This window comes from Streptococcus sp. k-378, from assembly GCF_013277505.1.
GTDB classification, from domain to species: Bacteria; Bacillota; Bacilli; order Lactobacillales; family Streptococcaceae; genus Streptococcus; species Streptococcus pseudopneumoniae.
The window spans coordinates 1-13823 of sequence record NZ_VMNC01000070.1; the positions used below are offsets into that span (position 1 = coordinate 1).

General features: G+C 42.1%; 12 protein-coding genes and 1 pseudogene. 11 read left to right on the forward strand and 2 right to left on the reverse strand.

What is annotated here, in order from left to right; all coding sequences use genetic code 11:
- Positions 1–80: 80 nt before the first annotated feature.
- From HT719_RS07540 to pcp, 3 genes are all read left to right on the forward strand, one after another.
- Positions 81–506, forward strand: a complete 426-nt coding sequence (locus tag HT719_RS07540; protein WP_000570119.1) for a MarR family winged helix-turn-helix transcriptional regulator — start codon at positions 81–83, stop codon at positions 504–506.
- A gap of 10 nt (positions 507–516) precedes the next feature.
- Positions 517–879, forward strand: coding sequence for a DUF1304 domain-containing protein (locus HT719_RS07545; RefSeq protein WP_000022854.1), 363 nt, complete (start codon positions 517–519; stop codon positions 877–879).
- 111 nt (positions 880–990) lie between these two features.
- On the forward strand, positions 991–1635 hold the full coding sequence (gene pcp, locus HT719_RS07550) for a pyroglutamyl-peptidase I (RefSeq protein WP_119919572.1): 645 nt from the start codon (positions 991–993) through the stop codon (positions 1633–1635).
- A 117-nt stretch (positions 1636–1752) separates the two neighbouring features.
- Here the strand turns inward: pcp and HT719_RS07555 are convergent, their stop codons facing one another.
- On the reverse strand, positions 1753–2631 hold the full coding sequence (locus HT719_RS07555; protein WP_050262230.1) for a DUF975 family protein: 879 nt from the start codon (positions 2629–2631) through the stop codon (positions 1753–1755).
- Positions 2632–2747: 116 nt separating this feature from the next.
- Between HT719_RS07555 and tgt the strand changes: the two genes are divergently transcribed.
- The 3 genes and pseudogenes from tgt to HT719_RS07570 all read left to right on the forward strand — a co-directional run.
- On the forward strand, positions 2748–3890 hold the full coding sequence (gene tgt / locus HT719_RS07560) for a tRNA guanosine(34) transglycosylase Tgt (protein WP_001285237.1): 1143 nt from the start codon (positions 2748–2750) through the stop codon (positions 3888–3890).
- 100 nt (positions 3891–3990) lie between these two features.
- On the forward strand, positions 3991–5808 hold the full coding sequence (locus HT719_RS07565; protein ID WP_172928748.1) for an acyltransferase family protein: 1818 nt from the start codon (positions 3991–3993) through the stop codon (positions 5806–5808).
- A gap of 256 nt (positions 5809–6064) precedes the next feature.
- Positions 6065–6457 (forward strand): annotated as a pseudogene (locus tag HT719_RS07570) (helix-turn-helix domain-containing protein); the annotation flags it as partial.
- A 245-nt stretch (positions 6458–6702) separates the two neighbouring features.
- Here HT719_RS07570 and nagA read toward each other — a convergent pair.
- Positions 6703–7854 carry an N-acetylglucosamine-6-phosphate deacetylase gene (nagA, locus tag HT719_RS07575; protein ID WP_119947473.1) on the reverse strand — a complete coding sequence of 384 codons (1152 nt, stop codon included), beginning with the start codon at positions 7852–7854 and terminating at the stop codon, positions 6703–6705.
- 280 nt (positions 7855–8134) lie between these two features.
- Here nagA and gmk point away from each other — a divergent pair, with 280 nt between their 5' ends.
- The 5 genes from gmk to rsmB all read left to right on the forward strand — a co-directional run bounded on the left by gmk (position 8135) and on the right by rsmB (position 13820).
- Complete coding sequence (gene gmk, locus HT719_RS07580; protein WP_000775034.1) at positions 8135–8761, forward strand: guanylate kinase; 627 nt, start codon at positions 8135–8137, stop codon at positions 8759–8761.
- 28 nt (positions 8762–8789) lie between these two features.
- Positions 8790–9104: a DNA-directed RNA polymerase subunit omega gene (gene rpoZ, locus HT719_RS07585; protein WP_000979235.1), complete on the forward strand. Its 315-nt coding sequence runs from the start codon at positions 8790–8792 to the stop codon at positions 9102–9104.
- A gap of 65 nt (positions 9105–9169) precedes the next feature.
- Positions 9170–11566, forward strand: coding sequence for a primosomal protein N' (locus HT719_RS07590; RefSeq protein ID WP_172928750.1), 2397 nt, complete (start codon positions 9170–9172; stop codon positions 11564–11566).
- A 12-nt stretch (positions 11567–11578) separates the two neighbouring features.
- Positions 11579–12514: a methionyl-tRNA formyltransferase gene (fmt, locus tag HT719_RS07595; RefSeq protein ID WP_172928752.1), complete on the forward strand. Its 936-nt coding sequence runs from the start codon at positions 11579–11581 to the stop codon at positions 12512–12514.
- A complete protein-coding gene (gene rsmB, locus HT719_RS07600; protein WP_172928754.1) occupies positions 12507–13820 on the forward strand; it encodes a 16S rRNA (cytosine(967)-C(5))-methyltransferase RsmB in 1314 nt (437 codons plus the stop codon). The genes fmt and rsmB overlap by 8 nt, the downstream gene beginning before the upstream one ends.
- Positions 13821–13823 lie beyond the last annotated feature (3 nt).

Genomic DNA, 13823 nt, shown 5'->3' on the forward strand with positions numbered 1-13823 from the left:
AGATGTTTTTTGATTTTAGTCCAGTATTATATTAAACTTGATTAATCAACTATTGATAAATCAATAGAAAGGAGGAAGAAATGATAGAGATTCAAGATTTACTGTATCAACTCCGCTTGTCTGAGCAAGCGAGTACGCAATTGTTTGAAAAAAGGCTTGGGATTAGTTTGACACGGTATCAGATTTTATTATTTTTGTTGAAGCATTCCCCTTGTAATCAAATAGCGGTTCAGGAGCGTTTGAAGATTGATCAGGCTGCTTTGACACGGCATTTTAAGATTTTAGAAAAGGAAGGTTTGGTGGAGCGTCATCGTAATCCTGAAAATCAGCGAGAAGTCTTGGTAGAGGCTACGAAGTATGCCAAGGAGCAGTTAGTGATGAATCCACCTCTGCAGCATATCAAGGTTAAGAAAGAGATGGAAAGTATCTTAACAGAGTCTGAGAGAACAGAATTCAGCCGTTTATTAAACAAATTGGTTTTGAGCATTGAAAATATAGAAATTTAAGGAGAAATAGATGTCAATTATTACAATTATTTTAGCAACAATCGTTGCTTTGGAGCATTTTTACATTTTTTATTTGGAAAGTATTGCAACGCAATCAGAAGCGACTAGTCGTGTCTTTAACATGGACAGGGAAGAACTAGCTCGTCCGTCGGTAAGTTCACTGTTTAAAAATCAAGGGATTTATAATGCTCTGCTAGGAGTCTTTCTCCTGTATGGGATTTATTTCTCACAGAATTTAGAAATTGTGACTATTTTTGTTTTATTTGTGATTGGTGCTGCGGCTTATGGCTCTCTCACAGCAGATAAGAAAATTATTTTGAAGCAAGGTGAGCCAGCTATTTTAGCCTTGATTAGTATTTTTCTCTTTAAATAAGTTCAAAGGTCAATCTTAGTCTCGCTAGTCCTTTTCACTCCGGAATAAGGGAAATATGTTATACTTGTTTTTAAGAAAAAGTCTCATTGAATTTGTTTTGAGGAGTTAGAAATGAAAGTATTAGTGACAGGTTTTGAGCCCTTTGGAGGGGAAAAGGTTAATCCAGCTTTGGAGGCCATTAAAGGTTTACCAGCTGAAATCCATGGTGCTGAGGTCCGTTGGTTAGAAGTGCCAACAGTCTTTCACAAATCGGCTCAAGTATTGGAAGAAGAGATGAACCGCTATCAACCTGACTTTGTCTTTTGTATTGGCCAAGCAGGTGGAAGATCTAGCTTGACGCCTGAACGAGTGGCTATAAATCAAGACGATGCACGCATTCCTGATAATGATGGTAATCAACCGATTGACCTTTCCATTCGCCAAGACGGTGCTTCAGCCTACTTTAGTAGTTTACCGATTAAAGCGATTGTTCAAGCTATAAAAAAAGAGGGCTTGCCGGCCTCTGTTTCCAATACGGCAGGGACTTTTGTCTGCAACCATTTGATGTATCAGGCCCTCTATTTGGTAGAAAAGAAATTTCCACATGTTAAGGCAGGTTTTATGCATATTCCTTATATGATGGAACAGGTGGTGAATCGACCTACAACTCCAGCTATGAGTTTAGTGGATATTAGGCGAGGGATAGAAGCGGCAATCGGCGCCATTATAGAACATGGAGATCAGGATCTCAAGTTGGTAGGCGGAGAAACTCATTGATAGAAAAAAGCTTGAGGGAAAGCCTTCAAGCTTTTGGACGTTTTCGAGCCAATACTGCTCGGTAAAAAATCATTTTATTAATTAATTTGAATGTAGGGTAGGAGTGAAAAACTAGCCCTACCAGGGGTAGTTTAGTTGGTATTTTTTACTAAGTGCTGCTCTAAGTACTGCTCTATAAAAGCTGATTTTAGTACATTGGATATAAGGTAGGAGTAAAAAACTAGCAATGCCAAAGGTAATCCAATTGAGGAAGTACCAAGGAAGAAGCTGTAAATCTAGGACAAAGTGCTGGAACTTGTAGCCCTTCATAAAGGAACGGCTAGTTTTTAGGATTCGTCTTGGTGAGGCCTGTCCTAAGTCTAGACTATAACAGAGAAGAAATTCCACCTGTGAATAGGCATAATACTGTGGAATATAGAGGATATTTCCTACAATGATCAAGATGAGACTTGCAAGAAAGTAGAGTCCAAAGACCATGAGGAAACGCTCGGTTTCAACTGATGAGAGATCTAGATTTGGAAACTCAGGATGTAGGGTGACGAATTTTTTGGCTAAAAAGCTACTATAAAAGAGGAAGTAAATCCCAAGTAAATTAGGGATACTCCATAAAAAGAGATAGAAACGTTTGAGAAGTAGGGTCAAAAAGGTTTGAGAAAAGCGCTCCTCATCAAAGAGAGCTAGGCTGTTTTTTACAGATGGCTCCGTTTTAGAATCTTTCATGAGTGTCAGTGTTGCATAGACGGAACTGGTCAAAAGAATAGTCCCGATAAAGGAGACTAGTAGAGGAAAGAGGTAGGCTTGAAGTATTTGACCAAGTATGCTGAAAAATGGCTGTTCTAAAACAGTCACGTGGATCCGAGATAAGGGATTAAGAAAGCCAGACAATATGACCAGCATACTGGGAAGGATATAGAGGAGAAAGAGACGGGGGGTGTCAGCCTGAAAATGTTTTGACTCCTGACGAATTGTTTTTAAATCAATTTTTGGATAGTTCATTCTCTTATTATACCATAGTTCGTGACAGTTCCAGCTTTTTTTGATAAAATCATACAGTATGCCCTTGGGTACAAAGTATGAACTGGGACTGTCTTTCCCAGCTTCGGAGGTAAAAAATGTCAGATTCACCAATCAAATACCGTTTGATTAAGAAAGAAAAACATACAGGAGCTCGTCTGGGAGAAATCATCACTCCCCACGGCACCTTCCCAACACCTATGTTTATGCCAGTTGGGACTCAAGCCACTGTCAAAACTCAGTCGCCTGAAGAATTGAAGGAGATGGGTTCGGGAATTATCCTGTCAAACACCTATCATCTCTGGCTTCGTCCTGGAGATGAACTTATTGCTCGCGCAGGTGGTCTCCACAAGTTCATGAATTGGGACCAGCCTATCTTGACAGATAGTGGTGGTTTTCAGGTTTATTCCTTAGCAGATAGCCGTAATATCACAGAAGAAGGAGTAACCTTTAAAAACCATCTCAATGGTTCCAAGATGTTCCTATCGCCAGAAAAAGCTATCTCTATTCAGAATAATCTGGGCTCAGACATCATGATGTCCTTTGACGAATGTCCTCAGTTTTATCAACCTTACGATTACGTTAAGAAATCAATCGAGCGTACCAGTCGTTGGGCTGAGCGTGGTTTGAAGGCTCACCGTCGTCCGCATGACCAAGGGTTATTTGGGATTGTGCAGGGGGCAGGATTTGAAGACCTGCGTCGCCAATCGGCTCATGACCTTGTCAGCATGGATTTCCCAGGCTACTCTATCGGTGGTTTGGCAGTGGGAGAAACCCACGAAGAGATGAATGCGGTCTTGGACTTTACAACTCAACTGCTACCTGAAAACAAACCTCGCTATTTGATGGGTGTGGGAGCGCCAGATAGCTTAATCGATGGGGTGATTCGTGGGGTGGATATGTTTGACTGTGTCTTGCCGACTCGTATCGCTCGTAATGGGACTTGTATGACCAGTCAGGGACGTTTGGTTGTCAAAAATGCTCAGTTTGCTGAGGATTTTACGCCACTGGATCCTGAGTGTGATTGCTACACATGTAAGAACTATACACGCGCCTACCTTCGTCACCTCCTCAAAGCCGATGAAACTTTCGGTATCCGCTTGACTAGCTATCACAATCTTTACTTCTTGCTTAACCTGATGAAGCAAGTGCGACAAGCCATCATGGATGACAATCTCTTGGAATTCCGTGAGTATTTTGTGGAAAAATATGGCTATAATAAGTCAGGTCGTAATTTCTAAAATGGAATTGATATAAGCTAAAAATCCTAAGTTTTCTCTTGGGATTTTTCTTCTTTTTTTGATAGAATAAAGTGTACAATGAAAGGAAGAATAAACTCGTATGCGCATTAAATGGTTTTCCTTGATTAGGATTACAGGTTTACTACTGGTACTCTTGTATCACTTCTTTCAGACGATCTTTCCTGGAGGATTTTTCGGGGTAGATGTCTTTTTCACATTTTCAGGTTTCCTGATTACAGCTCTACTCATTGAAGAATTTTCTAAAAACCATGAGATTGATTTGATAGGATTTTTTAGAAGACGCTTTTATCGGATTGTGCCACCTGTGGTTTTGATGGTCTTGGTGACCATGCCTTTTACTTTCTTGGTTCGCCAAGACTATGTTGCTGGAATTGGTGGCCAGATTGCGAGCGTCTTAGGCTTTATGACCAACTTCTATGAACTCCTAACAGGTGGGAGTTATGAATCTCAGTTCATTCCTCATTTGTTTGTTCATAATTGGAGTTTGGCAGTTGAGGTTCACTACTATATTCTTTGGGGATTGGCAGTTTGGTTCTTATCCAAACAAGCTAAATCAAATGGTCAGTTGAAGGGGATGGTCTTTCTCTTATCTGCTGTTGCCTTCTTGATCAGTTTCTTCTCCATGTTTATTGGTAGTTTTCTAGTGACCTCTTATTCCTCTGTTTATTTCTCCAGTTTAACTCATGTCTATCCATTCTTTTTGGGAAGTATGTTAGCAACTATTGTAGGTGTTCGTCAGACGACTTCCCTCGTCAAGCAGTTGGATAAAATCTGGGATTTACGAAAGACTTTGGTAGTTTTTGGAGGAGGCTTTGGTTTCCTAGTTCTTTTGACTTTCTTTGTCAAATTCACTTATCTTTTTGCCTATCTTATCGGCTTCTTGCTTGCCAGTCTTGCAGCTCTTGCCATGATTCTGGCGGCGCGTGTCTTACATGAAAAGACACATCATATACAAGAGCCAAAGATGATTAGTTTTTTAGCGGATACTAGCTATGCAGTTTATCTCTTCCATTGGCCTTTCTACATCATTTTTTCACAGTTGACCTCAAATCTTCTTGCTGTGTTATTAACTTTGATTTTTTCTTATGGATTTGCCAGTCTTTCATTTTATGTATTGGAACCTTGGATTGCAGGCAAGAACACACCTATTTTACAAACTCTTCGTCCCCTGCCTTATATTCACACAATTCTTGCAACAAGTACGGGAATCTTGGCCTTCATTGTCTTCTTAGTGACTTTGTTGGCACCACAAGTGGGAGCGTTTGAGACAGACTTAACTGTCAATGGCTTGAAGCAAGCTGCTAGTAATATTGCCCAAACAAAAGTGATGGCAGAACGAGCAGAAGCTGATAGTTTAGGAATTGCTGATGGCACTATGTTAATTGGTGACTCGGTGGCTTTAAGGGCAAATACAGCCCTGCAGACAGCTCTTCCTGGAGCACAAATTAACGCGCAGGTCAGCAGAACAACCAAGACTGCCAATGAAATCATGATAAACAATAGCCAAAATAAATTTTTACCTAAGATGGTGGTCATTGCGACTGGGGTAAATAATCCTGAAAATTACAAGGAAGACTGGGACAGTATCGTGAAAAATCTTCCTAAGGGCCACCATATGGTTTTGGTGACTCCTTATGAGGGAGATAAGACAAAAGAGACCTATGCCATCGTTGAGAAGGCTGCTGCCTATATGAGAGAATTGGCAGAGAAGACACCTTACATCACGATAGCAGATTGGAATCAAGTTGCGAAAGAGCATCCAGAAATTTGGGCAGGAACAGACCAAGTCCATTTCGGAAGTGACACTAGCACTATTGAAGCAGGAGCAAAATTGTATGCAGATACGATTGCCACAGCCTTGAAGACAGCTCAAGACAAGCCAGTCAAATCAAAATAACGTGTATTAAAAAGAGAAGAGTTGGAGAAATCCAACTCTTTTAAAATATCGCATCTCTGTGCCTTTCTTGTGTTTGTGGTTGAACAACAAGTATAACACAGAGGTGTTTTCTTATGCCTACACTTTCAGCTAGTTGAACCATCTAATTTTTAGGAGGGCTGGGTGGCTAACTTCATTATAGAACTTTCATTTAGTAAATCGAACGTGAAAATGTCCCATTTGATAAAATAGTCGTATGAAAAGTATCCAACTGAATATGAATGAAACGAAAAAATATCTTGTAATAAAAGCTATAGACCAAAGAAAGAAAACAAAGAATCGAGCCTGTGTCGAACTGAATCTTTCTGAAAGACAAATCAATCGTCTGCTACTAGCCTATCAACAGAAAGGAAAAGAAGCCTTCAGACACGGAAACAGAAATCGAAAACCAAAACATGCAATCCCTGATGAAATCAAAGAACGTGTCCTAAAGAAATACCTCTCCTATGAAACATATAAACCAAATGTCCTTCATTTCTGTGAATTACTAGCTGAAGAAGAGGGAATTCAGCTCTCTGATACAACTGTTAGAAAAATACTCTATAAGGAAAACATCCTCTCTCCCAAGTCTCACAGAAAGACAAAGAAGAGACTAAGAAAACAAGCTAAACTGAGCCTGGAACAACTCGTAAACGCTCCAAGTTGGTCTACTGCCCAAGTAAAATTTATACTAAACAGAAATTAAAAAACAAATTAGAAGACTTGGATTGCACAGCTCAAAATACTGATTTTAGAAAGTGGAATACTAATTAATGGAGTTGTAACAAATAGTTGACATGTTTGTTGCTTTTTGACTTCAAAGGAGTATTACTGGATTTTCTCCTCAAATTAGACTTTTGCCCAGACTCTTCTCTCTTATGCTTGATAACGTTTCACACCATCTAGATAGGTTGCTACCAATTCCAAATCTTTGTCTAAAACAATAAAATCTGCATCATAACCTTCACGAATTTGTCCACAGACGTCATCGATGTGAACGGATTTAGCTGGGTTGAAGCTGGCCATCATGACTGCTTCATGCGGATTCGCAATTCCCCATTCGACCACATTCTTCACACCATCTTTGAGTTTGAGGATAGAACCTGCCAAGTTACCTGTCGATTTGAGGCGTGCAGTTCCATTTGCAACGACAACTGGGAATTCTCCCAACATATAGTCACCGTCTTCCAATCCACCAGCTGTCATACAGTCTGTAATAAGAGCAATGTTTTCTGTCCCTTTTTGTTTGATAAGAATTTCGCAGGCTTTTGGATCTACGTGATGGCCATCACAGATCAACTCTGCATAGGTATGAGGTAATTGATACATGGCTCCAACCATACCCAGTTCGCGGTGAGTCAACCCACGCATTCCATTGTAGGCGTGTACCCAAACACTCGCTCCAGCATCGACTGCTTTTTTAGCTTCATCAAAAGTCGCGTTTGAGTGCCCAAGAGCAACCATTACACCTTCTCCGGTGATAGTCCGTACAAAGTCTTCTACACCTTCACGCTCTGGCGCAAGAGCAATTTTATTTAGCAAGCCATTTGCTGCTTTTTGCCAAGCACGAAACTCATCCATGCGAGGATCTTTCATGTAGGCAGGGTTTTGAGCCCCCTTGTATTTCTCTGTGAAATAAGGCCCTTCAAAATAAATTCCACGAATTTTCGCGCCACTTGCTTCTTGATAACGAGCACCGATATTTTCAGTTACCGCAAGCAATTGCTCATAAGTCGATGTCAAAGTTGTTGGCAAGAAGCTCGTTACCCCCATGCTGAGGAGTCCTTCACTCATAGTATGAAGCGTTCCTTCGATATTATTATCCATAACATCCACACCGCCAAATCCATGAATGTGGGTATCCACAAGTCCTGGAGCAATGCTATAACCTGTATAGTCAATCACCTCAGCTCCTTCAGGAATCTGCTCTACATGTTTTCCAAACTTGCCGTCCACAAGTTCCAAGTAACCACCTCGACGAACTCCGTGTGGGTAGAAAAACTGATCCGCTTTAATATAGTTAGGCATAATGTTAACCTCCTTAAAAAATTGATTCTACAATTTATTATGTCAATTACATTATAAACCTTTCTTTTTTATTTGTAAATGGTATAGACCTATTTTCTGAAGATATTTTAAAAGCGATATTTCACGTTCGAATCACAACACATCTAAATAAATAAGAAAGAGCAGTTGAAAAATTACTGCTTTTTTGTTACACTAGATAGAAAGACTGTAAAGGATAATTTGGCTTTTTGTCATTATTCTAGAGAAATGTTATTTCACAGACTGACTAAAAGGAGACACAATGGCAGACCGAGGCTTACTAATCGTTTTTTCTGGTCCTTCAGGGGTTGGAAAAGGAACGGTTAGAAGAGAGATTTTTGAGAGTTCTGAAAACCAATTTCAATATTCTGTATCGATGACGACACGCGCACAACGTCCTGGAGAAGTGGACGGTGGTGACTATTTCTTCCGTACTCGCGAAGAGTTTGAAGAGTTGATTCGTCAAGGACAGATGTTGGAATATGCAGAATATGTCGGCAACTACTATGGAACCCCTTTGACCTACGTCAATGAAACCTTGGACAAGGGAATTGATGTTTTCCTTGAAATTGAGGTTCAGGGCGCTCTTCAGGTCAAGAAAAAGGTTCCAGATGCTGTCTTTATCTTCCTGACACCACCGGATTTGGATGAATTGCAAGATCGTTTAGTAGGTCGTGGAACAGATAGTGCAGAAGTGATTGCCCAACGAATCGAGAAAGCCAAGGAAGAAATTGCCCTCATGCGTGAGTATGATTATGCGATTGTCAACGATCAGGTGCCCCTAGCTGCTGAGCGTGTCAAACGTGTGATCGAAGCAGAGCACTTCCGTGTGGACCGTGTCATTGGTCACTATCAGGAGATGTTACCAAAGTCTCCAACTACCCGATAAAATTTAGAAAAAAAATAGGTACAAGCAAATGATGTTAAAACCCTCTATTGATACCTTGCTCGACAAGGTTCCTTCAAAATATTCACTCGTAATCTTGGAAGCAAAACGTGCCCACGAATTGGAAGCAGGTGCACCAGCAACTCAAGGTTTCAAGTCTGAAAAATCAACTCTTCGCGCTCTAGAAGAAATCGAATCAGGAAACGTAACCATTCACCCAGACCCAGAAGGGAAACGTGAAGCAGTGCGTCGCCGTATCGAAGAAGAAAAACGCCGCAAAGAAGAAGAAGAAAAGAAAATTAAAGAGCAAATCGCTAAAGAAAAAGAAGATGGTGAAAAAATTTAAGGTTGGGGGGACTCAATCTTATTTTTTCTCTTGTAAGAATGTACTGACAAGGAGGAGGTGAGAAGATGTCCATAGCCAAGATTATTGTAGATGTGCCCTTGATGCAGACGGACCAGCCCTATAGTTACAAGATTCCTAAGGAATTTGAGGGAATGCTAGAAGTTGGGATGCGGGTTCATGTGCCTTTTGGTAAGGGCAATCGCCTGATTCAAGGGATTGTTCTTGGTTTGGAGTCCCAAGTGGATGAAGAAGGGGTAAGTCAAGATTTAAAAGATATTGCCGAGGTACTGGATTTTTCTCCTGTTCTCACGCAAGAACAACTCTGGCTGGCTGAGGAGCTCCGCAAATCTGTATTTTCTTACAAAATCTCTATTCTCAAGGCTATGCTACCGGGATTTCTAAATTCTAGCTATGACAAGATTCTCTATCCTCTGGAAGGTCTGAGTCAGGAAGACCGAGAGCGCTTGTTTGGTTCTGAAGATTCACTAGCCTTTTCTTCTCTGGATTTAGGTAAGCAAGCTGAAATGATGCGTTTGACTAGAAAAGGCCTACTTGGTCTGGAATATCAGGCAGTCGATCAAAAGAAGGTCAAGACCCAGTCTTGGTATGAGGTGAATCTAGCTCAATTAGAAGGTGTTGAAATATCTGCGCGTGCCAAGAAAAAGTTGGAATTGAGAGATTACTTGCTGTCTCATCCTGAGAGTGCTTCCTTGGCTAGTTTGTTAGAGTCCTACTCACGGGAGCAGGTCAACTTTTTTGTGGAACAAGGTGCTGTGTCCATAGTCCAAAAGGAAGTGCAACGCTCGGCTGCTTATTTTGAAGGGATTGAAGCAAGTCAGCCTTTGGAGTTGAATCCAGAGCAAAGACAGGCGCGTGATGCGGTTGTGAGTGCTATTGGTAGTCATCAGCCTCCCTTCCTCCTTCAAGGGATCACAGGAAGTGGGAAGACCGAGGTTTACTTACAAATAATCCAAGGAGCTTTGGATAAGGGGAAAACAGCCATCTTGTTAGTGCCTGAGATTTCCTTGACTCCGCAGATGACGGAGCGTTTTATTGCTCGCTTTGGTAAGAAAGTGGCCATTCTTCACTCAGGCCTGTCCAATGGTGAAAAGTATGATGAATGGCGCAAGGTGGAACGCGGCGATGCCCAAGTTGTTGTTGGTGCTAGATCTGCCATCTTTGCTCCGCTGAAAAATCTAGGTGTCATGATTATCGATGAGGAGCATGAAGCGACTTATAAGCAGGACAGTAATCCCCGTTACCATGCTAGAGAGGTGGCTATTTTACGGGCTCATTATAATCAAGCGGCTCTGGTGCTTGGTTCAGCAACTCCTAGTCTGGAAAGCCGTGCTCGGGCTGGCAAAGGCGTTTATCAACATTTACGTCTGACCCAACGCGCCAATCCTTTAGCTAGAATCCCTGAGGTTCAAGTGATTGACTTTCGGGACTATATCGGACAAAACGAGACGTCAAATTTTACGCCTCCTTTGCTAGAAGCGATTCAGGACCGTCTGGCTAAAAAAGAGCAGGTGGTTCTCATGCTCAATCGCCGTGGTTATTCTAGCTTTGTCATGTGTCGGGAGTGTGGGACGGTGGATACTTGTCCCAACTGTGATATTTCCTTGACCTTGCACATGGATACCAAGAATATGAACTGCCATTATTGTGGTTTTTCGAAGGACATTCCTCAGGTCTGTCCTAACTGTAAGAGCCGCAGTATTCGCTACTATGGGACAGGGACACAGAAGGCTTATGACGAGCTAGCAGAACTCTTTCCCCAGGCTCGCATTCTGCGCATGGATGTGGACACGACTCGTAAGAAAGGTAGTCACCAAGCTCTGCTTGACCAGTTTGGGCGAGGAGAAGCAGATATTTTACTAGGTACTCAGATGATTGCCAAGGGATTGGATTTTCCAAATGTGACCCTAGTCGGTGTTCTAAATGCGGATACGGCCTTGAATCTGCCTGATTTCCGTTCTTCTGAGAGAACCTTCCAGCTCTTGACTCAGGTGGCAGGTCGAGCAGGACGTGCTGAAAAAGCTGGGCAGGTCTTGATTCAGTCTTACAATCCTCAGCACTACGCTATTCGATTTGCAAAAGACCAGGACTACGAAGGCTTTTATGCTTATGAAATGGGTATCAGACGACAACTTGGCTATCCACCTTACTATTTCACCATTGGCATTACCCTTTCTCACAAGAAAGAAGAAGAGGTGGTCAAACGTGCCTATGAAGTCATGAACATTTTGCGGTCAGGTTTGTCTGAAACCAGTAACATCCTCGGGCCAACGCCCAAACCCATCGCCCGTACTCACAACCTCTATCATTACCAGATTTTAATTAAATACCGTTTAGAAGATGAGCTGGGACCAACCCTCAACCAGGTCTTGGCCTTGACTCAAGAAAGGGAAAATAGTGAGCTCCGTCTCAGCATTGACCATGAGCCGCAGCAATTTTTATAAGAAGGAGAAGATATGACAAAACTAATCTTTATGGGGACCCCCGACTTTTCAGCAACAGTCTTAAAAGGACTTTTGACAGATGACCGTTACGAAATTCTAGCCGTTGTGACCCAGCCAGACCGTGCTGTCGGACGTAAAAAAGTTATCCAGGAAACCCCAGTTAAACAAGCTGCAAAAGAGGCAGGACTTCCTATCTACCAACCTGAAAAACTATCTGGAAGTCCAGAGATGGAAGATCTTATGAAGCTAGGAGCAGATGGGATTGTGACTGCCGCTTTTGGCCAGTTTCTCCCAAGTAAACTCCTTGATAGCATGGACTTTGCGGTCAATGTTCATGCTTCTCTTCTTCCTAAACATCGTGGTGGTGCGCCTATCCATTACGCCTTGATTCAAGGCGATGAGGAAGCTGGTGTGACCATTATGGAAATGGTTAAGGAGATGGATGCAGGAGATATGATTTCCCGTCGCAGTATTCCTATCACTGATGAGGACAATGTTGGCACCTTGTTTGAGAAATTAGCTCTTGTTGGTCGTGATTTGCTTTTGGATACTTTGCCTGCCTACATTGCTGGTGACATCAAACCTGAACCACAGGATCCAAGTCAGGTTACTTTCTCGCCAAATATCAAGCCAGAAGAAGAAAAATTGGACTGGAATAAAAGCAATCGTCAACTTTTTAACCAGATCCGTGGGATGAACCCCTGGCCTGTTGCCCATACTTTCCTTAAGGGCGACCGCTTTAAGATTTATGAAGCCCTACCAGTAGAAGGTCAGGGAAATCCAGGTGAGATTCTCTCTATCGGCAAGAAAGAATTGATTGTCGCAACGGCTGAAGGGGCTCTATCCCTCAAACAAGTGCAGCCAGCTGGTAAGCCTAAGATGGACATTGCTTCCTTCCTCAACGGAGTTGGACGTACATTGACTGTAGGAGAACGATTTGGTGACTAAAGTAGAAACGGCTAGAAGTTTAGCTCTAGCAGTGCTAGAGGATGTTTTTGTGAACCAAGCATATTCAAATATCGCCTTAAATAAGCATCTAAAGGGAAGTCAACTTTTGGCAGCAGACAAGGCCTTAGTGACCGAGCTGGTCTATGGAACGGTAGCCCGTAGACTGACTCTGGAATGGTACCTATCCCACTTTATCGAAGACAGAGACCAGTTAGACAGCTGGCTCTATGTCCTTCTTCTCATGAGTGCCTACCAACTCCGCTATTTGGACAAGATTCCAGATCATGCTGTGGTTAATGAAGCAGTGGAATTGGCCAAAGTCCGTAAAAAAGGCAGTGAAAAATTGGTCAACGCCGTCCTTCGTCGTATTCTACGTGAAGGCTGGCCAGATATCACCAGCATCAAACGAAAAAACAAGCGTGACTCCATTGCATATTCTCTCCCGGTTTGGTTAGTTGCCAAGCTCAAAGAAGAATATGGCGAAGAGCGAGCACAAGCTATCTTTGAAAGTCTCTTAGTGCGCAACAAGGCCAGTATTCGTGTGACTGATTTAAGCCGAAAAGAGGAAATTCAAACCTTGTTGGAGGCCAGTGATTCATCCTTGTCTTCTTCTGGTCTTGTTAAGGAACAGGGGCATTTTGCAGGCCATGATTTGTTTGCAGAAGGGGCTATTACTATCCAAGACGAGTCCAGTCAGCTAGTTGCTCCGACGCTTGATTTACAAGGTGATGAGCGAGTGCTTGATGCCTGTGCGGCTCCAGGTGGGAAAACAGCCCATATAGCCTCTTATCTTACGACAGGTCAGGTTACTGCTCTGGACTTGTATGACCACAAGTTGGACTTGATTCAAGAAAATGCCCAACGTCTGGGAGTTGCAAATCGGGTTCAAAGGCAAAAATTAGATGCTAGAAAGGTGCATGAGTTTTTTAGTCAGGATTCATTTGATAAGATTTTAGTGGATGCTCCCTGTTCAGGAATTGGTCTTCTGCGCCGAAAACCAGATATCAAATACAATAAAGAAACGGCAGATTTCGCGTCCTTACAGGAAATTCAGCTAGAAATATTAGGTAGTGTTTGTCAAACACTAGGCAAAGGTGGTATAATAACTTATAGTACCTGTACTATTGTCTCAGAGGAGAATTTTCAAGTCGTTGAGGCGTTTTTAGAAAGTCATCCTGAGTTCGAGCAGGTAAAGCTAGAACATGAATGTAAGGATATCATGAAAGACGGCTGTATCCTCATTACACCTGAATTGTATGGAAGTGATGGATTCTTCATCAGTCAATTTCGCAAGATATCGGATTAGGAA

Excerpts from the sequence above, each read along its gene's own strand:
- fmt (WP_172928752.1), top strand. The coding sequence starts at position 11,579 with ATGACAAAACTAATCTTTATGGGGACCCCCGACTTTTCAGCAACAGTC.
- rpoZ (WP_000979235.1), top strand. The coding sequence starts at position 8,790 with ATGATGTTAAAACCCTCTATTGATACCTTGCTCGACAAGGTTCCTTCA.
- nagA (WP_119947473.1), bottom strand. The coding sequence starts at position 7,854 with ATGCCTAACTATATTAAAGCGGATCAGTTTTTCTACCCACACGGAGTT.
- HT719_RS07565 (WP_172928748.1), top strand. The coding sequence starts at position 3,991 with ATGCGCATTAAATGGTTTTCCTTGATTAGGATTACAGGTTTACTACTG.
- HT719_RS07555 (WP_050262230.1), bottom strand. The coding sequence starts at position 2,631 with ATGAACTATCCAAAAATTGATTTAAAAACAATTCGTCAGGAGTCAAAA.
- pcp (WP_119919572.1), top strand. The coding sequence starts at position 991 with ATGAAAGTATTAGTGACAGGTTTTGAGCCCTTTGGAGGGGAAAAGGTT.
- tgt (WP_001285237.1), top strand. The coding sequence starts at position 2,748 with ATGTCAGATTCACCAATCAAATACCGTTTGATTAAGAAAGAAAAACAT.
- gmk (WP_000775034.1), top strand. The coding sequence starts at position 8,135 with ATGGCAGACCGAGGCTTACTAATCGTTTTTTCTGGTCCTTCAGGGGTT.
- HT719_RS07540 (WP_000570119.1), top strand. The coding sequence starts at position 81 with ATGATAGAGATTCAAGATTTACTGTATCAACTCCGCTTGTCTGAGCAA.
- HT719_RS07590 (WP_172928750.1), top strand. The coding sequence starts at position 9,170 with ATGTCCATAGCCAAGATTATTGTAGATGTGCCCTTGATGCAGACGGAC.
- HT719_RS07545 (WP_000022854.1), top strand. The coding sequence starts at position 517 with ATGTCAATTATTACAATTATTTTAGCAACAATCGTTGCTTTGGAGCAT.